At 50.0% G+C, this 20,659-nt stretch carries 18 protein-coding genes; 13 read left to right on the forward strand and 5 right to left on the reverse strand.

The window, feature by feature from the left end; genetic code table 11:
• Nucleotides 1-43 precede the first annotated feature (43 nt).
• From DBY86_RS03675 to DBY86_RS03695, 5 genes are all read left to right on the forward strand, one after another.
• Nucleotides 44-736, forward strand: coding sequence for a 16S rRNA pseudouridine(516) synthase (locus tag DBY86_RS03675; RefSeq protein WP_107819039.1), 693 nt, complete (start codon nt 44-46; stop codon nt 734-736).
• A 426-nt stretch (nt 737-1,162) separates the two neighbouring features.
• A complete protein-coding gene (locus DBY86_RS03680) occupies nt 1,163-2,527 on the forward strand; it encodes a sodium-dependent transporter (RefSeq protein WP_107818960.1) in 1,365 nt (454 codons plus the stop codon).
• 244 nt (nt 2,528-2,771) lie between these two features.
• Nucleotides 2,772-3,428 (forward strand): (d)CMP kinase, encoded by a 657-nt coding sequence (gene cmk, locus DBY86_RS03685; RefSeq protein ID WP_107818961.1) that lies wholly within the window; start codon nt 2,772-2,774, stop codon nt 3,426-3,428.
• 154 nt (nt 3,429-3,582) lie between these two features.
• Nucleotides 3,583-5,268 carry a 30S ribosomal protein S1 gene (rpsA, locus tag DBY86_RS03690; protein ID WP_107818962.1) on the forward strand — a complete coding sequence of 562 codons (1,686 nt, stop codon included), beginning with the start codon at nt 3,583-3,585 and terminating at the stop codon, nt 5,266-5,268.
• A 10-nt stretch (nt 5,269-5,278) separates the two neighbouring features.
• The gene (locus DBY86_RS03695; protein ID WP_107818963.1) at nt 5,279-5,593 is read left to right on the forward strand and encodes an integration host factor subunit beta; all 315 of its coding nucleotides are present in this window, start codon (nt 5,279-5,281) and stop codon (nt 5,591-5,593) included.
• A gap of 197 nt (nt 5,594-5,790) precedes the next feature.
• Here DBY86_RS03695 and DBY86_RS03700 read toward each other — a convergent pair whose 3' ends face one another.
• Nucleotides 5,791-6,198 (reverse strand): MerR family transcriptional regulator, encoded by a 408-nt coding sequence (locus DBY86_RS03700; RefSeq protein WP_002213348.1) that lies wholly within the window; start codon nt 6,196-6,198, stop codon nt 5,791-5,793.
• Nucleotides 6,199-6,319: 121 nt separating this feature from the next.
• Between DBY86_RS03700 and DBY86_RS03705 the strand changes: the two genes are divergently transcribed.
• From DBY86_RS03705 to ispG, 7 genes are all read left to right on the forward strand, one after another.
• Nucleotides 6,320-7,456: an S-(hydroxymethyl)glutathione dehydrogenase/class III alcohol dehydrogenase gene (locus DBY86_RS03705; RefSeq protein ID WP_107818964.1), complete on the forward strand. Its 1,137-nt coding sequence runs from the start codon at nt 6,320-6,322 to the stop codon at nt 7,454-7,456.
• An 8-nt stretch (nt 7,457-7,464) separates the two neighbouring features.
• Nucleotides 7,465-8,292: an S-formylglutathione hydrolase gene (gene fghA, locus DBY86_RS03710; RefSeq protein WP_107818965.1), complete on the forward strand. Its 828-nt coding sequence runs from the start codon at nt 7,465-7,467 to the stop codon at nt 8,290-8,292.
• A 528-nt stretch (nt 8,293-8,820) separates the two neighbouring features.
• Entirely contained in the window at nt 8,821-9,972 is a 1,152-nt protein-coding gene (gene zapE, locus DBY86_RS03715) for a cell division protein ZapE (RefSeq protein ID WP_107818966.1), read from the forward strand.
• 58 nt (nt 9,973-10,030) lie between these two features.
• Nucleotides 10,031-10,456 carry a nucleoside-diphosphate kinase gene (gene ndk / locus DBY86_RS03720; RefSeq protein WP_014573969.1) on the forward strand — a complete coding sequence of 142 codons (426 nt, stop codon included), beginning with the start codon at nt 10,031-10,033 and terminating at the stop codon, nt 10,454-10,456.
• A 143-nt stretch (nt 10,457-10,599) separates the two neighbouring features.
• Nucleotides 10,600-11,694 (forward strand): dual-specificity RNA methyltransferase RlmN, encoded by a 1,095-nt coding sequence (gene rlmN, locus DBY86_RS03725; protein WP_107818967.1) that lies wholly within the window; start codon nt 10,600-10,602, stop codon nt 11,692-11,694.
• 2 nt (nt 11,695-11,696) lie between these two features.
• Nucleotides 11,697-12,458, forward strand: coding sequence for a type IV pilus biogenesis/stability protein PilW (pilW, locus tag DBY86_RS03730; RefSeq protein WP_107818968.1), 762 nt, complete (start codon nt 11,697-11,699; stop codon nt 12,456-12,458).
• A 15-nt stretch (nt 12,459-12,473) separates the two neighbouring features.
• Entirely contained in the window at nt 12,474-13,739 is a 1,266-nt protein-coding gene (gene ispG, locus DBY86_RS03735) for a flavodoxin-dependent (E)-4-hydroxy-3-methylbut-2-enyl-diphosphate synthase (RefSeq protein ID WP_107818969.1), read from the forward strand.
• A 52-nt stretch (nt 13,740-13,791) separates the two neighbouring features.
• Here ispG and clpP read toward each other — a convergent pair whose 3' ends face one another.
• The 3 genes from clpP to DBY86_RS03750 form a co-directional block, all read right to left on the reverse strand.
• The gene (gene clpP, locus DBY86_RS03740) at nt 13,792-14,412 is read right to left on the reverse strand and encodes an ATP-dependent Clp endopeptidase proteolytic subunit ClpP (protein ID WP_107818970.1); all 621 of its coding nucleotides are present in this window, start codon (nt 14,410-14,412) and stop codon (nt 13,792-13,794) included.
• 87 nt (nt 14,413-14,499) lie between these two features.
• Nucleotides 14,500-15,810: a trigger factor gene (gene tig / locus DBY86_RS03745; protein WP_199901037.1), complete on the reverse strand. Its 1,311-nt coding sequence runs from the start codon at nt 15,808-15,810 to the stop codon at nt 14,500-14,502.
• A 227-nt stretch (nt 15,811-16,037) separates the two neighbouring features.
• The gene (locus DBY86_RS03750) at nt 16,038-18,476 is read right to left on the reverse strand and encodes a DNA translocase FtsK (protein ID WP_107818972.1); all 2,439 of its coding nucleotides are present in this window, start codon (nt 18,474-18,476) and stop codon (nt 16,038-16,040) included.
• A 220-nt stretch (nt 18,477-18,696) separates the two neighbouring features.
• Between DBY86_RS03750 and DBY86_RS03755 the strand changes: the two genes are divergently transcribed.
• Nucleotides 18,697-19,908 carry a uracil-xanthine permease family protein gene (locus tag DBY86_RS03755; protein ID WP_107818973.1) on the forward strand — a complete coding sequence of 404 codons (1,212 nt, stop codon included), beginning with the start codon at nt 18,697-18,699 and terminating at the stop codon, nt 19,906-19,908.
• Between the two features lie 51 nt (nt 19,909-19,959).
• On the opposite strand, the gene DBY86_RS03760 is transcribed toward DBY86_RS03755, so the two are convergent.
• Nucleotides 19,960-20,442, reverse strand: a complete 483-nt coding sequence (locus tag DBY86_RS03760) for a DUF4189 domain-containing protein (RefSeq protein ID WP_107818974.1) — start codon at nt 20,440-20,442, stop codon at nt 19,960-19,962.
• Nucleotides 20,443-20,659 lie beyond the last annotated feature (217 nt).

Consider the following 20,659-nt stretch of genomic DNA (forward strand, 5'->3'; position numbering starts at 1 on the left):
TTTCTCAGTCCTGTCTTTTTCATCCCACATTTCCCATACCATCATGAAACTCATCAAATACCTGCAATATCAAGGCATAGGAAGCCGCAAACAATGCCAATGGCTGATTAGGGGCGGCTACGTCTCCATCAACGGAACCTGCATGGACGACACCGATGCAGACATCGATTCCTCATCCGTCGAAACGTTGGATATTGACGGCGAAGCGGTTACCGTCGTTCCCAAACCCTATTTCTACATCCTGCTCAACAAGCCTGAAGATTACGAAACTTCGCACAAACCGAAACACTACCGCAGCGTATTCAGCCTGTTCCCCGACAATATGCGGAACATCGATATGCAGGCGGTCGGCAGGCTGGATGCGGATACGACCGGCGTATTGCTGATTACCAACGACGGCAAATTGAACCACAACCTGACTTCGCCGAGCAGAAAAATTCCCAAACTGTACGAAGTAACGCTCAAACACCCTACAGGCGAAACACTCTGCGAAACCTTGAAAAACGGCGTGCTGCTCCACGACGAAAACGAAACCGTTTGTGCCGCCGATGCCGTTTTGGAAAACCCGACCACCCTGCTGCTGACCATTACCGAGGGGAAATACCACCAAGTCAAACGCATGATCGCCGCCGCCGGCAACCGCGTGCAGCACCTTCACCGCCGGCAATTCGCACATTTGGAAACAGAAAACCTCAAACCTGGGGAATGGAAATTTATCGGATGCCCCAAATTCTGAAAAAATCCATTATTTCCTTATATTCAAATACATACCTTTAAAATGAATAATTTAACCGAAATTAACTCAAAAACAGCCGGTTTGTGATATAATTCTCCTGTCTGAGCAATGCCTGTGCAAGCAGGCTTATGAGTAAGACGTTTTCCCCGTAATGTGTTTGGCCATCTATTCCTCCATCACCATTAAAATACTATCGTTAATATAATCAAAAAAATTTCACTTCCGTACACCGATGCAGAAGAATAACAAATTAATCTGTTCATAAACTTCGATTCTTCCTTATCGGTTTATACTTATCAGAAATACTCACTGAAATATATGCCTTTTTCAGGAAAAATCACTAGACAGTTGGAAAACATTCAGTCAATTTCTGTTAAGAATCACGTGTAAAATTTCCGCTTTATCTCAATCGGACACGGTTTCAATATGTCTTCCAACACCAATCGTCAAACCTGGTCCAGCCGTTTGACTTATATCCTTACCGTTGCCGGCGCGACTGTCGGTTTCGGCGCGACGTGGCGTTTCCCGTATTTGGTCGGTGAAAACGGCGGCGGCGCGTATGTGTTTTTATTCTGTATCGCGATGCTGGTTATCGGCATCCCGATGATTTTGGTGGAAAACGTCATCGGACGGCGCAAAGGCGTGAACGCGCTGGATGCGTTCGGCGGCTCGATGAACGGCAAACCCGTTGCCAAAATTTGGAAACTGGTCGGCTGGATGGGGTTGCTCGGCGCGTTCGGCATCATGGCTTATTACATGGTGCTCGGAGGCTGGGTCATCAGCTATATCGTTAATATTATTAGTGGAAATCTGAATATTTCCAGCCCTGTCAGCGGCGAAATAACGAAAAGCTTTTTTACCGAACACATTGAAAACAGCCCTTGGGAAATTGCGTTCTACACTTTCTTGTTTGTCGTTGTGAACCAATGGATTTTGGTTAAAGGCGTTATCGGCGGCATTGAAAAAGCGGCGAAATACCTGATGCCGCTGCTGTTTTTATTCCTAATCGCGATGGTCGTACGCAACGTTACCCTGCCTGGTGCAATGGAAGGGATTACTTTCTATCTGAAGCCTGATTTCAGCAAGATTACCGCCGAACTGTTCGTCTTCGTTTTGGGGCAGGTATTTTTCGCCTTAAGCTTGGGTTTCGGCGTAATGATTACTTTGTCCAGCTATTTGGATAAAAACGAAAATCTGGTGCAAACCGCAGTCATTACGGCAATTACCAATACCATCATCGCCGTACTTGCGGGCTTTATGATTTTCCCGTCGCTCTTCAGCTTCGGCGTTGCCCCCGATTCCGGCCCGACTTTGGTGTTCCAAAGTTTGCCGATTGTGTTCTCACATATGTGGGCAGGACCTGTGTTCGCCGTGATTTTCTTCTCGCTGCTCCTGATTGCCGCGTTGACAACTTCGCTGACGATTTATGAAGTGTTGATTACGACCATTCAGGAAAAAACCAAAATCCGCCGTACCGCCGCAATCACGATTGTATTGTCCGCCATCTTCATCTTTGGCAATATTCCGTCCATTCTGAGCTATGGTCCGTGGAAAGATGTTTCCATATTTGGCAAAAATATTTTTGACGCTTTTGACTACATCAGCGGCAACATCTTGTTTATGCTGACCGCGCTCGGCTCTGCATTGTTTGTCGGTTTCGTGATGAAGGACGAAGCGAAGGAAGAATTGCTTTATAAAGGCAACCATACGACGGTCAATATCTGGTTTGCCTATGTGAAATACCTTGTGCCGCTGGTGATTTTGCTGATTTTCGTCAGCAACCTGTTTTAATCCGCAGCAATCGATGCCGTCTGAAGGTCATACCTCTTTCAGACGGCATTGTCTTGATGCCCGCCACAATACCCGCAACGCCGGAATCCGAACCGGCTTGCCGGCTTCTGTCGGATGCTTTCCGGGCAGGCAGCGTTCCGTCTGCTTAGACAATCGTCCTTTAAAACAGGTAGAATCCGCCCCAACGGGAAACACACCCTTCAGACGGCAAAACCTATACCCCAAACCATCAGGAATCCCCCTTATGAACAAACAAAAAGTCATCGCCATCGACGGCCCCGGCGCATCGGGCAAAGGTACGGTCGCCGCCCGCGTTGCCGCCGCATTGGGATACGATTATCTCGATACCGGCGCGCTCTACCGCCTGACCGCCCTATATGCACAAAAACAAGGCGTGGAATGGCACGATGAAGAAAATGTTTCCGCACTTGCCGAAAAACTGCCCGCCGTATTTTCAGGCAGCCGCATCCTGCTCAATGGCGAAGACGTTTCAGACGGCATCCGGACAGAAGCCATCGGTATGGGCGCATCCGCAGTCGCGCAATGGCCCAAAGTCCGCACCGCCCTGCTGCAACGCCAACGCGATTTTCTGACCGAAAAAGGACTGGTTGCCGACGGACGGGACACCGGATCGGTCGTCTTCCCCCAAGCCGAACTCAAAATTTTTCTGACAGCCGAATCCAAAATCAGGGCCGAACGCCGCGCCAAACAAATCGGCATCCCCTACGAAGGTTTGGCATTCGAGCGCATCCTGTCCGACATCGAGACCAGAGACAAGGCAGACCTAAACCGCAAGGTTGCCCCCCTGAAACAACAGCCCGATGCCCTGCTTTTGGACACAAGCCTCCTGACTATAGAAGAAACTGTAAAAAAAGTGCTTGATTGGTATCGTAAAGTTTAAATTTTCAGGTATAATCGCCCACGTTCAGCTTCAGACGGCATAAAAACACACGGATGCCGTCTGAAACCTTATTGACCCGTCTGCCCTGCCAAGGACGGCAGACATCCACCAACCTACCCCGCACCCCTTGGCGGTGTACCGAAAAGAGTTATATATGTCTATGGAAAATTTTGCCCAACTGTTGGAAGAAAGCTTTACCCTGCAAGAAATGAACCCGGGTGAGGTGATTACCGCTGAAGTAGTGGCAATCGACCAAAACTTCGTTACCGTAAACGCAGGTCTGAAATCAGAATCCCTGATCGATGTAGCTGAATTCAAAAACGCTCAAGGCGAAATTGAAGTTAAAGTCGGCGACTTCGTTACCGTTACCATCGAATCCGTCGAAAACGGCTTCGGCGAAACCAAACTGTCCCGCGAAAAAGCCAAACGCGCAGCCGATTGGATTGCCTTGGAAGAAGCCATGGAAAACGGCGACATCCTGTCCGGCATCATCAACGGCAAAGTCAAAGGCGGCCTGACCGTTATGATCAACAGCATCCGCGCATTCCTGCCGGGTTCTTTGGTCGACGTACGTCCCGTTAAAGACACTTCCCACTTTGAAGGCAAAGAGATCGAATTCAAAGTGATCAAACTGGACAAAAAACGCAACAACGTCGTTGTTTCCCGCCGCGCCGTTCTGGAAGCCACTTTGGGTGAAGAACGCAAAGCCCTGCTGGAAAACCTGCAAGAAGGCTCCGTCATCAAAGGCATCGTCAAAAACATCACCGACTACGGCGCATTCGTTGACCTGGGCGGTATCGACGGTCTGCTGCACATCACCGATCTGGCATGGCGTCGCGTAAAACACCCGAGCGAAGTCTTGGAAGTCGGTCAGGAAGTTGAAGCCAAAGTATTGAAATTCGACCAAGAAAAACAACGCGTTTCCTTGGGTATGAAACAACTGGGCGAAGATCCTTGGAGCGGCCTGACCCGTCGTTACCCGCAAGGTACCCGCCTGTTCGGTAAAGTATCCAACCTGACCGACTACGGCGCATTCGTTGAAATCGAACAAGGCATTGAAGGTTTGGTACACGTTTCCGAAATGGATTGGACCAACAAAAACGTACACCCGAGCAAAGTTGTACAATTGGGCGACGAAGTCGAAGTAATGATCCTCGAAATCGATGAAAGCCGCCGCCGTATCTCTTTGGGCATGAAACAATGCCAAGCGAATCCTTGGGAAGAGTTTGCTGCCAACCACAACAAAGGCGACAAGATTTCTGGTGCCGTTAAATCCATTACCGATTTCGGTATCTTCGTCGGTCTGCCCGGCGGCATCGACGGCCTGGTTCACTTGTCTGACCTCTCTTGGACCGAAGCCGGAGAAGAAGCCGTACGCAAATACAAAAAAGGCGAAGAAGTTGAAGCCGTTGTATTGGCAATCGATGTTGAAAAAGAACGCATTTCCCTGGGTATCAAACAACTGGAAGGCGATCCGTTCGGCAACTTCATCAGCGTAAACGACAAAGGATCTCTGGTTAAAGGTTCTGTAAAATCTGTTGACGCTAAAGGCGCAGTAGTTTCCCTGTCTGAAGAAGTTGAAGGTTACCTGCCTGCTTCCGAATTCGCCGCCGACCGCGTTGAAGACCTGACTACCAAACTGAAAGAAGGCGACGAAGTTGAAGCCGTCATCGTTACTGTTGACCGCAAAAACCGCAGCATCAAACTTTCTGTTAAAGCCAAAGACGCCAAAGAAAGCCGCGAAGCACTGAACTCCGTCAACGCAGCCGCTACTGCAAATGCCGGCACCACCAGCTTGGGCGACCTGCTGAAAGCCAAACTCTCCGGCGAGCAAGAATAAGGTTGCAGACATGACAAAGTCTGAGTTAATGGCTCGCTTGGCAGAAGTATTTGCCGCCAAAAACGGCACGCATCTTCAGGCAAAAGACGTAGAGTACAGCGTAAAAGTCCTGGTTGACACCATGACCCGATCGCTTGCCCGAGGTCAACGCATCGAAATTCGCGGTTTCGGCAGCTTCGATTTGAACCATCGTCCTGCCCGCATCGGTCGCAATCCCAAAACCGGCGAGCGTGTGGAAGTACCTGAAAAACATGTACCCCACTTCAAGCCCGGTAAAGAATTGCGCGAACGGGTCGACTTGGCTTTAAAAGAAAATGCCAATTAAACCTTAGCACCAAAACGCCGCTTCCAAGCGGCGTTTTTTCTATGGTTTAACTTCATCCGCTGCTTCAATACCTTGAGCCAGGCAAGCAACGGATTAAAGCGTGGATTTTTTTACCATTGCTTACAATCCGCTTTTTAAACAACAAATTGTTGATTTCTATTACGAACAGGACAAAAATCCTGTTTGTTGCACTAAAACTAAGCCGTTTCAGGAATTTGAGGCAAATTTACGGCTTTTACCGAACCTAATGCTTTCGCTTTTTGGTAAAACGCCAATTTGTATTCAAGCAAATCTAAATAACGTTTTAATTCGGCAATTTGACACTTCACATTTTCTATTTGATTTTCAAACAAGGAAAGGCGTTCTTCAATAGTATCGTCGCCAATGACGGTACATTCCGCAAAGCGTTTGATGTCTTTTAAGCTCATTCCCGTATTTTTCAAGCATTGCAATAAGCCCAACCATTGCAAATCGTTATCGGTAAAACAGCGGTTACCGTATTCATCACGTCCGATATTAGGCAACAAGCCTTCTTTGTCGTAAAAGCGTAAAGTGTGGGCGGAGATGCCTATTTTTTCGGCAGCTTTGGCAGTGGTATAAGTCATTTTCCCTCCCTCTAAACAAAAAACGGTAAAAAATACTTGCCTTAGAGTGAACTCTAAAGTGTAAACTGTTGCTATGTTGCTCAGGCAAGGCTGTTTTGTCAATGAATTAAGAGGAAAGACAGTGGAAATGAAACAAACCGATTCAACCATCAAATCGCGTGCAGCGGTGGCATTCGCCCCTAACCAACCCTTACAAATTGTGGAAATCGATGTAGAAATGCCCCGCAAAGGCGAAGTGTTAATCCGCAATACCCATACTGGTGTGTGCCATACTGATGCATTTACGTTATCAGGAAGCGATCCTGAAGGTGTATTCCCTGTGGTACTTGGACACGAAGGTGCGGGTGTGGTCGTTGCTGTGGGCGAAGGTGTGTCAAGCGTAAAACCGGGTGATCACGTTATTCCGCTTTACACCGCTGAATGTGGCGAATGTGAGTTTTGCCGCTCGGGTAAAACCAACTTATGCGTTTCAGTGCGTGATACGCAAGGTAAAGGCTTAATGCCGGACGGCACGACGCGTTTTTCTTATCAAGGTCAGCCAATCTATCACTATATGGGCTGTTCTACTTTCAGCGAATATTCTGTTGTTGCCGAAGTTTCACTGGCGAAAATCAACCCGGAAGCCAACCACGAACATGTATGTTTACTCGGTTGTGGCGTTACTACGGGTATTGGTGCGGTACATAACACGGCAAAAGTGCAAGAAGGCGACTCTGTGGCCGTGTTTGGCTTGGGGGCGATTGGTTTGGCTGTGGTGCAAGGTGCGCGTCAAGCCAAAGCCGGCCGCATTATCGCCATTGATACCAATCCTGCAAAATTCGAGTTGGCAAAACAGTTTGGTGCAACGGATTGTTTAAATCCGAACGATTACGATAAACCGATCAAAGATGTGTTGTTAGACATCAACAAATGGGGCATAGACCACACCTTTGAATGTATCGGCAATGTAAATGTAATGCGTCAAGCATTAGAAAGCGCACACCGCGGTTGGGGACAATCCATTATTATCGGCGTAGCGGGTGCAGGACAAGAAATTTCAACGCGTCCGTTCCAGTTGGTAACCGGCCGTGTTTGGAAAGGCACGGCATTTGGCGGCGTGAAAGGGCGCTCTGAACTGCCGAAAATGGTGGAAGACTCAATGAAAGGCGACATCGAATTAGAACCGTTTGTAACCCACACAATGACACTCGATCAAATTAATGAAGCCTTTGAGTTAATGCACAAAGGTAAATCGATCCGCGCTGTTATTCATTACTAAGGTACGCGATGAAACTGATTGAACAACATCAAATTTTTGACGGTTCGCAACAAGTTTGGGCACACCATGCCCAAACGCTTCAATGCGAAATGAAATTTGCCGTCTATTTGCCAAATAATCCAGAAAATCGACCACTTGGTGTGGTTTATTGGCTTTCCGGCTTAACGTGTACGGAACAAAATTTCATTACCAAATCAGGCTTTCAGCGTTACGCGGCAGAACATCAAGTGATTGTTGTTGCGCCTGATACCAGCCCTCGCGGAGAGCAAGTGCCGAATGATGCTGCTTACGATTTAGGGCAAGGTGCGGGCTTTTATTTGAATGCGACCGAGCAGCCTTGGGCGGCGAATTATCAAATGTATGATTATATTTTGAACGAGCTGCCCCGTCTGATTGAGAAACATTTTCCTACCAACGGCAAACGTTCCATTATGGGGCATTCGATGGGCGGACACGGCGCATTGGTATTGGCACTACGGAATCGGGAACATTATCAAAGTGTTTCTGCCTTTTCGCCTATTTTATCGCCAAGCCTCGTACCGTGGGGAGAAAAAGCCTTTACTGCTTATTTAGGAAAAGATCGCGAAAAATGGCAGCAATATGATGCGAACTCACTCATCCAACAAGGCTATAAAGTGCAAGGTATGCGTATCGATCAAGGCTTGGAAGATGAGTTTTTGCCAATACAATTGCGTACCGAAGATTTTATCAAAACCTGTCGTGCGGCAAATCAAACGGTCGATGTACGCTTCCATAAAGGATACGATCACAGCTATTACTTCATCGCCAGTTTTATTGGCGAGCATATTGCTTATCACGCCGCATTTTTGAAGTAAACCGAAGAGCGTTCAGTATTCAAAGCAGTTTGGGATAGCCGGCACGAGGGCGGTAAGAAGTGCCGGCATAAACGTATGCCGTCTGAACCTGAAGGAGCCGGCCCTACGGATTACCAAACCCTGCCCTTGATTTGATCAGTATCATTTTTGAGCTTAAAACCTGATTGGTCAAACATTAAAATCGCCCGTATTTCCTACTTCACTTCCAAGCTTCGCATTATTCGTTGCCGAATTTGCATAAGCAACCTGTTCCTGTTGTGTTTTCGCCTCCTCCAAGCTGACGGTAGCGTAACAGCTTCGCGATTCACCATCTGTTTCATTTGTCCTCCTTCAATATTAAAACGCAGCCTGAAATAAAAGGCATTTGGGCTCATATCTGCACCATATTGAAACGCCGCCTTTGCTTATACCCCCTTGTGCGCGTCATTATTCTTTTCCACTGAAAACGCCAAGTTTGAAGGAAATCATTTATAATACCGACGGTAAGCATTTTCTTTCTTAGCCGCAAGAAGTATAACAAGGTTAAATATGAGTAATAGAGACCAACTTTTTAAAGCCCCGCCGTTTGAAAACCACAGCCCGCTGACCTGGTATCAAGCCGCCTCACAACTGCCCAACTTTATCCGCGACGACGCACAGGCTGCCGCCATCGAACACCTCGATCGGCTTTGGACCGAATTGATGATGTTCAAACGCAAAAGAAACCGTTTTTTGGGCAGGAGTTTGCGTTCCCCGCAAGTCCCCAAAGGGCTTTATTTCTATGGCGGAGTCGGACGCGGCAAAAGCTTTCTGATGGACGCTTTTTTCGGATGTCTGCCTTACCGCCGCAAACGCCGCGTCCACTTTCATGCCTTTATGGCAGAAATCCACCGGCGGCTGAAAGCCCTGAAAAGCGAAAGCAACCCGTTGAAATCCGTTGCCGCCGAGATTGCCAAAGAAACCCGCGTATTGTGTTTTGACGAATTTCATGTCAGTGATATTGCGGATGCAATGATTTTAGGCCGTCTGCTGGAAAACCTGCTTAACGAGGGCGTTGTTTTGGTGGCGACTTCAAACTACGCGCCTTCCGAACTCTACCCCCAAGGTCAAAACCGGAGCAGTTTTCTTCCCACTATCGCGCTCATAGAATCCAGCCTGACCGTCTTAAACGTTGACGGCGGGGAAGACTACCGGCTGCGTACCCTCCGCCCCGCCGAGATTTTCTTTACGCCTGCCAATGAAGAAAATGAGGCAAAACTGGCAAAACTGTTCAAAGAAATGACAGGCATTACCGATTTGAACCCCGGCATCAGCACCATCCACGGCCGGGAAATTCCCCACAAAGCCGAGTCCGGCCTTGCCATATGGTTTGATTTCCGCGCACTGTGCTTCGGCCCCCGCTCGCAGTCCGACTATCTGTATTTGGCCGAACATTATGAAATGGTTTTTGTTTCAGGTTTGGAACAACTCTCACCGCAAGAAAAGGCGGAGGCGCGGCGGCTGACTTGGCTGATTGACGTGCTCTACGATTTCCGAGTCAAACTGTGTGCCACCGGCGCGGTAGATGTCAACCATATCTACACGGAAGGCGATTTTGCCGAAGAATTTACCCGCACCGCCAGCCGGATGGTCGAAATGCAGTCCGAAGTTTATTTGAAACAGCCGCACCTGACCCTATCTCCCAAGGCTTCAGGCGGATAAGTTATTTTTTTGGTAGAATACCGATTTGATTCTTCTTAAGTAAAAATAAGGATATAGCATGGCGATTGAACGCACCATCTCCATCATCAAACCCGATGCCGTCGGCAAAAACGTTATCGGCAAAATATACAGCCGCTTTGAGGAGAACGGTCTGAAAATCGTTGCCGCCAAAATGAAGCAGCTTACCCTCAAAGAGGCGCAAGAATTTTATGCGGTTCACAAAGACCGCCCCTTCTATGCCGGATTGGTTGAGTTTATGACCGGCGGCCCGGTTATGATTCAAGTACTGGAAGGCGAAAACGCCGTCCTGAAAAACCGCGAACTGATGGGGGCAACCAATCCCGCCGAGGCCGCCGAAGGCACGATACGCGCGGACTTTGCCACATCGGTCAGTATCAATGCCGTACACGGTTCCGACAGCGTGGAAAATGCCGCTTTGGAAATTGCCTACTTTTTCAGCCAAACCGAAATCTGCCCCCGTTGATACAATACACCGCCCAACTCCTCTTCAGACGGCATAAAATATATCCATGCCGTCTGAAAACCCTGTTGCAAAAGGCTTCAAATCAAACTTGCCTGCCCTGCAATTTTTTATTTGAAGCCTTAATTTAAGAAAAACACAAACACATGAAAACCAACCTGCTCAACTACGACCTCCAAGGGCTGACCCGACATTTTGCCGATATGGGCGAAAAACCTTTCCGTGCCAAACAGGTTATGCGTTGGATGCACCAATCCGGCGCGCAAAATTTTGACGAAATGACCGATTTGGCAAAATCCCTGCGCCATAAACTGAACGAACAGGCAAGCATCGAAATTCCCAAGCTGATGATGTCTCAAGAATCTTCAGACGGCACTAGAAAATGGCTTTTGGATGTCGGGACAGGCAACGGCGTGGAAACCGTCTTCATCCCCGAATCGGATCGCGGCACGCTCTGCATTTCCTCGCAAGTCGGCTGCGCTTTGGAATGTACATTTTGCTCGACCGGCCGGCAGGGCTTCAACCGCAATTTGACCGCTGCCGAAATTATCGGGCAATTGTGGTGGGCAAACAAAGCGATGGGCGTTACACCGAAAAACGAACGCGTAATTTCCAATGTAGTGATGATGGGTATGGGCGAGCCGATGGCGAACTTCGACAATGTCGTTACCGCCTTGAGCATCATGCTGGACGACCACGGCTACGGTTTGAGCCGCCGCCGCGTAACGGTTTCCACTTCGGGTATGGTTCCCCAAATGGACAGGTTGCGCGATGTCATGCCGGTGGCTTTGGCGGTTTCCCTCCATGCTTCCAATGACGAAGTCCGCAACCAAATCGTACCGTTGAACAAAAAATATCCCTTGAAAGAACTGATGGCGGCCTGCCAACGCTATCTGGTCAAAGCACCCAGGGATTTCATCACTTTCGAATACGTCATGTTGGACGGAATAAACGATAAGGCACAACATGCGCGCGAACTGATCGAACTGGTCAAAGATGTTCCCTGCAAGTTCAATCTGATTCCGTTCAATCCCTTCCCAAACTCCGGATACGAACGCTCCAGCAATGAGAACATCCGTGTGTTCCGCGATATTTTGCAGCAGGCAGGATTTGTCGTTACCGTACGAAAAACGCGCGGCGACGACATCGATGCCGCCTGCGGACAGTTGGCGGGGCAGGTTCAGGATAAAACGCGCCGCCAACAAAAATGGCAGCAGATTTTAATCGGACAACAGGGGTAATTATGCCTTTTAAGCCATCCAAACGAATCTCTTTATTGCTTGTCCTTGCCTTGGGCGCGTGCAGCACTTCCTACCGCCCCTCGCGGGCAGAAAAAGCCAATCAGGTTTCCAATATCAAAACCCAGTTGGCAATGGAATATATGCGCGGTCAGGACTACCGTCAGGCAACGGCAAGTATTGAAGATGCCTTGAAATCTGACCCTAAAAACGAACTTGCCTGGCTGGTTCGTGCCGAAATCTATCAATACCTGAAAGTTAACGACAAGGCGCAGGAAAGTTTCCGGCAAGCCCTCTCCATCAAACCCGACAGTGCCGAAATCAACAACAACTACGGCTGGTTCCTGTGCGGCAGGCTCAACCGCCCTGCCGAATCTATGGCATATTTCGACAAAGCCCTAGCCGACCCCACCTACCCGACCCCTTATATTGCCAACCTGAATAAAGGAATATGCAGTGCCAAACAGGGGCAATTCGGATTGGCGGAAGCCTATTTGGAACGCTCGCTCGCCTCGCAGCCGCAGTTCCCCCCCGCATTTAAAGAACTGGCGCGCACCAAAATGCTGGCCGGGCAGTTGGGCAATGCCGATTACTACTTTAAAAAATACCAAAGCAGGGTAGAAGTCCTTCAGGCCGATGATTTGCTGCTTGGCTGGAAAATTGCCAAAGCCCTCGGCAACGCGCAGGCGGCATACGAATATGAAGCACAATTGCAGGCAAATTTCCCCTACTCGGAAGAATTGCAAACCGTCCTCACCGGTCAATAAACAGATTCAAACCATATGAACACACTCCAACGCCGCAGGACGCATCAAGTCCGCATCGATCATATTACCGTCGGTTCAGAAGCACCCGTCGTTATCCAATCTATGACCAACACCGACACTGCCGATGCAAAAGCCACCGCATTGCAGATTAAGGAATTGAGCGATGCCGGCTCGGAAATGGTGCGGATCACCGTCAACAGCCCCGAAGCCGCGTCCAAAGTTGCCGAAATCCGCCTCCGCTTGGACGATATGGGCTATGCCACACCACTGATTGGCGATTTCCATTTCAACGGCGAACGCCTGTTGGCGGAATTTCCCGAGTGTGCAAAAGCCCTGTCCAAATACCGCATCAATCCCGGCAATGTCGGCAAAGGCGTAAAAGGCGATGAAAAATTTGCCTTTATGATTCGGACTGCTGCCGAAAACGATAAAGCCGTCCGCATCGGCGTAAACTGGGGTTCTTTGGATCAGAGCCTCGCCAAACGCATGATGGATGCCAACCTCGCTTCTTCCGCGCCGAAACCGCCCGAAGAAGTGATGAAGGAAGCACTGATTGTCTCCGCTTTGGAATCTGCCGAAAAAGCCGTTCTATTGGGACTGCCCGAAGACAAAATTATCCTGTCGTGCAAAGTCAGCGCGGTTCAAGACCTGATTCAGGTTTACCGCGAACTGGGCAGCCGTTGCGCCTATCCGCTGCATTTGGGTTTGACCGAAGCCGGTATGGGCAGCAAAGGTATTGTCGCATCAACAGCGGCATTATCCGTCTTGCTTCAAGAAGGAATCGGCGACACCATCCGCATTTCACTCACTCCAGAGCCGGGCAGCCCGCGTACTCAGGAGGTCGTCGTCGGGCAAGAGATTTTACAGACTATGGGTTTGCGTTCGTTTACGCCGATGGTTACCGCCTGCCCGGGATGCGGACGCACCACCAGTACCGTTTTTCAAGAACTGGCTCAAGATGTGCAAAACTACCTGCGCCAAAAAATGACCGTATGGCGCACTGCTTATCCCGGTGTGGAATCCTTGAATGTCGCCGTGATGGGCTGTGTCGTCAACGGCCCCGGAGAAAGCAAATTGGCCGACATCGGCATCAGCCTGCCCGGTACGGGGGAAACACCCGTCGCGCCGGTTTATGTAGATGGTGAACGTAAAGTAACGCTGAAAGGCGACAACATTGCAACGGAATTTCTGGCTATTGTTGAAGAGTATGTCAAAACCAACTACGGCGAAAACGGCTTCAAACGCAACCAGAACAAAATCATCCCGATACAGCCCCTATAAGACAAATGCCGTCTGAACTGTTTTCAGACGGCATTTGTCTACTTCACAAGGTTTAAAGCTGCAAAGAAGCGCGGTTTTCCAAAACTTGGTCAATCAAACCATATTCTTTTGCCTCTTCGGCAGACATGAAATTATCACGGTCGGTGTCGCGCTCCAAATCTGCCAAATCGCGGTCGCAGTGTTTCGCCATCAGGCGGTTGAGTTTTTCTTTGATTTTCAACAGTTCGCGTGCGTGAATTTCAATGTCGGATGCCTGACCGCCCAAGCCGCCGCTGATTAAAGGCTGGTGAATCATAATTCGGCTGTTGGGCAGGGCGAAACGTTTGCCTTTTTCGCCTGCCGAGAGCAGGAATGCGCCCATGCTTGCCGCTTGTCCCAAGCACAAAGTGGAGACGTTGGGCTTGATGAAATTCATGGTGTCGTAAATCGACATGCCTGCCGTTACCGAGCCGCCGGGGGAATTGATGTAGAAGAAAATATCTTTGTCCGGATTTTCACTTTCCAAAAACAACAGCTGGGCAACCACCAAATTGGCGGACTCGTCGGTTACCGGACCGACCAAAAATACGATGCGCTCTTTCAAAAGGCGCGAGTAAATATCAAATGCACGCTCGCCGCGGCCGCTTTGTTCGATAACGGTAGGAACGAGGTAATTATTGAAATCGAAGGACATTTTTGTCTCCTGTCAATGTTGCGAAAGCACCAAAGGGGTGCTTTGGTGCTTTCAAGTTGTCTGTTTCAGACGACCTTTTGAAGATGATTAGGCTTGTGCACCCATCACTTCGTCAAAAGACAAAGCTTTTTCGGTTACTTTAGCTTTGCCCAAAACGAAATCAACGACGTTGCTTTCTACTGCCAAAGAAGTCGGGGCTTGCAGGCGGGAAGGCTCTGCGTAGTACCAGTCGATTACTTCTTGAGGATCTTCGTAGCTTTCTGCGAAGTTGGCGACAACGGCCTTGATTTGCTCTTCAGTCGGTTCCAGTTTGTTTTCGTCAACCAGTTTGGCCAAAATCAGACCCAAAGATACGCGGCGTTCGGCTTGTTCTTTGAACATATCCAAAGGCAGATCCAAGTTCGCGGCATCGACCATACCTTGGTTAACGAAATTTTGTTTCATTTCGTTTGCCAAACGGGCGGCTTCTTCATTGACCAAAGCAACCGGAACTTTCAACTCTACGGCTTTAATCAGCGCGTTCATTACGGATTCTTTGGTTTGTTCGTTTACGCGGCGTTCCACTTCGCGGCTTACGTTTTTCTTCACTTCTTCACGCATTTTGGCAACGTCGCCGTCAGCGATGCCCAAGGCTTTTGCAAAATCTGCATCGACTTCAGGCAGAGTCGCTTCGGAAACGTTGTTCAGCGTAATGGTGAACACGGCAGTTTTACCGGCAACGTCTTTACCATGGTAGTCTTCAGGGAAATTGACGGTAACGTCTTTGCCCTCGCCTGCCTTCATGCCGACTACGCCGGCTTCAAATTCGGGCAACATTTGACCTGCGCCCAATACGAAGGCGTAGTTTTTGGATGCTCCGCCGGCAAAAGGTTCGCCGTCGATTTTGCCTTCGAAGTCGATGATGACGCGGTCGCCGTTTCGGGCTTCGCGTTCGACATGGTTAAAGCGGGTGCGTTGTTTACGTAGGATTTCTACGGTTTGGTCTACTTCAGCATCACCGACGGAAGCGGTTACTTTTTCAACTTCTTGTGCAGACAAATCGCCGATAACGACTTCGGGGAACACTTCAAAAATGGCGGCAACTTTGAAAGAATCTTTATCGTCTTGTTCTTCAACGCCTTCAAAACGGGGGAAGCCTGCAACTTTCAATTCTTGGGCAACGGCAACATCGTAGAAGTAGCGTTGTACCATTTCGTTGATGACATCGTTTTGCGCGCTTGCACCGTACATTTGGGCAATCATTTTTAAAGGTGCTTTACCCGGACGGAAACCGTCGATTTTTGCACGGCGTTGGGTTTGTTTCAGTTTTTTATCGGTTTCTGCGTTGATTTCGGACCAAGGCAGGGACAACACTACTTTGCGTTCTAGATTTTCTAAAGTTTCAACAGTTACGCTCATCATAAGCCCTTAAATTTGTTGTGTTGATAAAATGATAAACCTTCTTCCCTGCATGGGGAAGCAAACAGCGCAACGGTACGGATATTTGAACCGCATTGCCGCAAAGGGAAAATTTTAGCTGGCAAGTATATCACAATGTTCCGCCTGAAACATAATATGCCGTCTGAAACATAATATGCCGTCTGAAACGCCAATTCCGCCGTTCAGACGGCATTTTGCGATACGGGCTATAAATGGTTCTTGTGCGCCAAAATTTTACGGCTGCCGTTGAGGTCGGAGGGAGAAACGATACCTGCATTTTCCAGTGCCTCCATCAGGTTTGCCGCGCGGTTATAGCCGATACGCAACTGCCGCTGCAAAGACGAAATGGAGGTTTTTTTGCTTTCCAAAACATAGGCGACTGCCTGATCGAACAATTCGTCGCTGTCTGCATTGGGGCTGACGATATTTGCCGTTTCCTGTGCCGCTTCGCCTGTAAGCAGCCCTTCTACATAATTTGCCGGTGCCTGCTCCTTGACGAAAGCGACGACGCGGTGGACTTCATCATCGGAAACGAACGCACCTTGCAGGCGGGTCGGTTCGGCACTGCCCGGTTGCAGGAACAGGGAGTCGCCGTATTTCAGCAGTTCGTCCGCGCCTATTTGATCGAGGATGGTTCGGCTGTCGATTTTGCTTTGCACGGTAAACGCCATACGGGTCGGGATGTTGGCTTTAATCAGGCCGGTAACGACATCGACACTGGGACGTTGGGTGGCGACAATCATATGTATGCCGGCGGCGCGCGCTTTTTGGGCGAGGCGGGCGATTTGTTGCTCGACGGCTTTGCGTTCGGTCATCATCAGGTCTGCCAACTCGTCGATAACGACTACAATCATCGGCAGTTTTTCCAGAGGTTCGGGTTCGTCGGGGGTCAGGCTGAACGGATTGAGCAGCGGCTTTCCTGCCGTTTTGGCTTGTTCGACTTTTTGGTTGAAGCCTTCCAAGTTGCGTACACCCGCATGGGAGAGCAGGCGGTAGCGTTTTTCCATTTCGGCGACGCACCAGTTCAACGCCTGCCCTGCTTCGCGCATATCGGTAACGACGGGACAGAGCAGGTGCGGAATGCCGTCGTAAATACTCAACTCAAGCATTTTCGGGTCGATCATGATAAAGCGGACTTCCTCGGGCGTAGCTTTGAAAAGCATAGACATAATCATGCCGTTCACGCCGACGGACTTGCCCGAACCGGTCATACCGGCAACCAAAAGGTGCGGCATTTTCGCCAAGTCGCCAACGACGGGCATACCGGCGATGTCTTTGCCCAGCGCGACGGTCAGCTTGGATTTGGCTTCGGCAAACACGGGCGAGGACAAGATTTCGCTCAACATCACGTCTTGGCGTTTGTCGTTGGGCAACTCGATGCCCATCGTGTTTTTCCCGGCGATGGTTTCGACGATACGCACGGATTGCAGCGACATCGAGCGAGCCAAATCTTTCGACAAGGCGACAATTTGGCTGCCTTTGACACCTTGCGCGGGTTCGATTTCGTAGCGCGTGATGACGGGGCCGGATGTGGCGGATACGACTTGTACACCGATGCCGAATTCTGCCAGTTTGGATTCGATCAGTTCGGCTGTATTTTCCAATTCGGCGGGATTGATGCTGACCGGCTCGCTGTCGGGAATCCGCAACAGGTTCAATGCAGGCTTGTGGTATTCGCCGTTCTGCTGTACTTCATTGTCTTCAAACAGCAAAGGTTGGATTTTAGGCGGCGGCGCAACGGAAACCGCGACGGATTTTCGGTTGCTGCTGCTGCCTTCGAGGGGAATAACAGGTTTGGCGGTGATGTTTTTGGCTTCTTTCACCATGCGCCGTGTGTTTTGGGTATCGACACCGTCTGTTTTGGTATTCGGCCGGCGTTTTCCCAAAGCCATGACCTTGCCGGATAAGGCACTCAGACGGTTTTGAACCGCCCTGCCCGTACCGTTCAAAAATTCCAGCCATGAAATCTGCACCAGCAGGGACAACGACAACAGCAGAACAACCAGGATAATCAGCAGGCTGCCCGATTTCCCCAGCAGCCACGCAAACACTGCGCCGACACGTATGCCGACCATACCGCCTGCTCCGACAGGCAGGGAGTCGGCATATTTTCCGGCCAGCACAAAATACTCCAAGACGGGGCTGAAGACCGTCAGGACAAACAGCGCGGCGGCAGCGATTTTGTGGTTGTATGCCTCGTTTTCCGTCTGTTTTGCGTGCAGACGGAAATTTTTATACAGCACGACGCAGGCAGCCGCTATCCACCACCAGAACGACCAGCCGAAAAGATAATAGCCGACATCGGCAATATACGCGCCGAACAGTCCGCCCCAATTGGCGGCATCTCCGGCAAGCGGCGAACTGTGCGACCAAGACGGATCGCCCATATCGAAACTGATCAGGGAAATCGCCAGATACAGGGTTGCCGCCAAACCCATCAGCCACAGTGCGTCGGCAATCAGGTTGACGACATGTTCGGGACGCGCCTTTTTGGCTTCGGTTTTCTGCAGCTCTTTGACCGCCTTGAGCCGCTCGGAAACTTTATTGCCCCGCGCGCCGTTGTCGGCTTTCTTGTTGCGCGCGGACGTTGGGGACGGGCTTCCCGCCCTGCCTTTTGCTGTTTTTTTATGGGATTTTTCTGTCATGCCGTATTACCGGAAAATGCCGTCTGAAATAAGGGTCGGGACGGCTTGCGGATTGAATATGGAAAGTGTCGGATTATACTCCATTTCTCCTGCTTTCATCCTGCAACAGACAGACGTTGCCTTTCAGACGGCATATCTTTGCCCGACGTATGTATTTTTACGCAGACCCTCGGCAAACCAGTATAATCCGTGCCGTTTGAACCGACTGAAAGAAAATGGTATGAACCAACTGAAACTTGCCGTTTCCGGTGCGCAGATTTTATTTGTGGCATTCGGCGCAATGGTGCTGGTTCCCCTGCTGACCGGTCTGAATCCGGCTCTTGCGCTTTTGGGCGCAGGCTTGGGAACGCTGCTGTTCCAAATCACAACCAAACGCAAAGTGCCGATTTTTCTCGGCTCTTCGTTTGCCTTTATCGCGCCGATTATCTACTCCGTCGGCGAATGGGGGCTGCCTTCCACCATGTTCGGACTGTTTGCCGCCGGCTTTATGTATTTTGTGTTTGCCGCGCTGATCCGTTGGCGCGGACTGGCGGCGGTACACAAACTGCTGCCGCCGGTCGTCATCGGTCCCGTCATCATGGTTATCGGCCTGTCTGTTGCCGTGGCGGCAAGCAGCATGGCAATGGGTCAGGCGGACGGCAAACAGGTCATCGACTATACCGATTCGCTGATTCTTTCCGGCTTTACCTTTGCCGTTACCGCCATCGTATCGGTTTTCGGCAGCAGGATGATGAAGCTGATCCCCATCTTGATCGGTGTCGCTTCGGGTTATGTTTTGGCACTGCTAATGGGACTGGTGGACACGGCAAGCATTGCACACGCACCCTGGTTCGCCGTTCCCCATTTTGAAACGCCGCAAGTCAACTGGCAGGCGGCACTGTTTATGCTGCCCGTTGCCGTCGCCCCCGCCATCGAACACATCGGCGGCATTATGGCAATCGGCAATGTGACGGGTAAAGACTATACGAAAGACCCCGGCTTGGACAAAACCCTTGCGGGCGACGGCTTGGGCGTGTGCCTTGCCGGTCTGATCGGCGGCCCGCCGGTTACAACCTACGGCGAAGTAACGGGTGCGGTGATGATTACCAAAAACAGCAACCCCGTCATCATGACTTGGGCGGCGGTTTTTGCCGTCTGCATGGCGTTTTTCGGCAAATTCAATGCGTTTTTGGCCTCCATCCCGATGCCCGTGATGGGCGGCATTATGCTGCTGCTGTTCGGCACGATTGCTTCTTTGGGCATCAAAACCCTGATTGATGCCAAAGTCGATTTGATGCTGCCGAAAAACCTGGTCATCGTCAGCTCGGTACTGACCACGGGTATCGGCGGTATGACACTCAAACTGGGCAGCTTCAGCTTTGCCGGCGTGGGCTTGTGCGCCGTACTTGCCATTGTGTTGAACAGCCTGCTGCCTGATTCAAAAGAATCCTGACCGCTGATATGGAAATGCCGTCTGAACATCTTTCAGACGGCATTTTCCGTTTTATTTGAGATTTTGAATCAAAGAGCGCACAGTCCCGCCGTAATAAGCAGAAGACGTGCAATACACTGTTTCCAAAGCACATTGCCCCTGAACGCCGTATTTTTTGATGCACTGGTTGAGTGCGACCTGATGAACGCTCGTAAAACGCGGAGAAGTAATCACGACGGCGTTGTCGGCACGCAGCGCACCTTCTGCTTTCGGATATGCCAACGCAACACAGGTATTGCTCAAGGATACGACAGAGCGGCATCCGGTCGGCTCGTCTTCGGCAATGCCCGCAAGCGTGTCTTGACCTTTGCAAAAGGCCTCCAACTCGGCAAACGCTTCGCTTTTCGTCGAATCTTCTTTTGTGGTTTTAACCTGCAAAACATCGTTTGCATCCTGCGGATTCTGCCAAACGGCGAGATAGCCGTAAGTATCGGCAGCCCGTGCCGCCGCAGTCATCAGGCATAGTGCCGATACTGCCAGTATCTTTTTCATCATGATAAATTCCCGACGGTTCGTCCAAATTCTGTCGCATTATAAACAAAAAGACAGAATACATCCCTGCTTTGCCGGTTTAGCCTTCCGAAACGGATTGCCGTTTACGGCAGGCATCCGCATACCGCACGCCCCATGTATACCCCATAATAACACTTCAAATGCCGTCTGAAAAAGCGTTCAAGAGGCATAACACTAAAAAAGGAATACATCATGAAAA

The sequence above is a fragment of the Neisseria bergeri genome (genome assembly GCA_003044455.1).
GTDB lineage: Bacteria > Pseudomonadota > Gammaproteobacteria > Burkholderiales > Neisseriaceae > Neisseria > Neisseria bergeri.